At 66.4% G+C, this 1216-nt stretch carries 1 pseudogene; it reads right to left on the bottom strand.

The features are described 5' to 3' along the window. Nucleotides 1-14 precede the first annotated feature (14 nt). Nucleotides 15-1216, bottom strand: a pseudogene (locus EN939_RS34910) (sarcosine oxidase subunit alpha); the annotation flags it as partial.

Genomic DNA, 1216 nt, shown 5'->3' with positions numbered 1-1216 from the left:
ATCTATGACGACGGCGTCGTCGTCACGTGGAAACGGTCGGGGGCCAGCCTGCCGACGACGCCGTCGTCATAGATGAAGCCGTCCTCGCGCAGCATGATGCCGTAGCGGCAGCGGCCGGGTTCCAGCTTCTCCCATGGGTTGGTGTAGAGCAGTTCCATGAACTTGGCCGCATCCGGCCCAACCACCTCGATCTTGCCCAGCGTAGAGGCATCGAACAGGCCCGCCGTCTTGCGCACCGCGACGCATTCGCGGTCGACCGCGGCATGCATGTCCTCGCCCGCCTTGGGGAAATACCAGGCGCGCTTCCACTGGCCGACATCCTCGAACACGGCACCTTGCGCCTCGGCCCAGGGATGGATCGCGGTTCTGCGCGTCGGGTCGAACAGCGGACCGCGCGCATGGCTGACGATCGCGCCGAAGGTGACCGGCGTATAGGGCGCACGGAACGTGGTCAGGCCGACCTCCGGGATCGGCTTTCCCAGCGTCTCGGCGGCAATCGCCAGGCCGTGCATGTTGGAGGTCTTGCCCTGGTCGGTCGCCATGCCGTTGGTGGTGAAGCGCTTGACGTGCTCGATCGAGCGCATGCCTTCGTGCACCGCCTGGCGGATATCCTTGGCGGTGACGTCGTTCTGGAAATCGACAAACGCCTTCACAGTCGTGTCCGGCCCGGCGCCGGGCGCCGCGCCCAACATACCGCGCGACCAGCTCTCCGACGCATCGACCTTCGGCTTACTGCTCTTGGCGGCTTTGGCGCCGGCATCTTTCGCCGCCTTGGCGCCCGCCGCATAGGCCTCGTCCACCGTCGCCGACAGCCCGTCGGTGCCGTTGCAGGCGCCCACCGAGACGCAGTCCTGCGCATAGGTGCCCGGCACGAAGCGCTTGGTCTCGTCGTTGAAGGCGACCTTTCCGCGCGACTGCGAGAACAGATGCACCGACGGCGTCCAGCCGGCCGACATCAGGATCGCATCGACCGCGATGGTGCGTTCGCCGCCGCCATTCTTCGGCTGCACGGTCATCGACGACACCCTGAGCTTACCGCCAGCGCGGATCACCGCGCGGCCGAAATTGATCTCGATGCCGAGCGCCCTCGCCTCGTCGATCACCGGTCCGGTCGGATTTTCGCGCAGATCGACGATCGCCGCCACGTTGACGCCGGCCTTCTTCAGGTCGATCGCCGCCGCGTAAGCAGAATCATTGGCGGTGTAGACGCCCTGTC

Origin of the sequence: Mesorhizobium sp. M7A.F.Ca.CA.002.05.1.1, assembly GCF_003998335.1 — a bacterium.
Taxonomy (GTDB): domain Bacteria; phylum Pseudomonadota; class Alphaproteobacteria; order Rhizobiales; family Rhizobiaceae; genus Mesorhizobium.
This window is presented reverse-complemented; position numbering and strand designations above follow the sequence as displayed.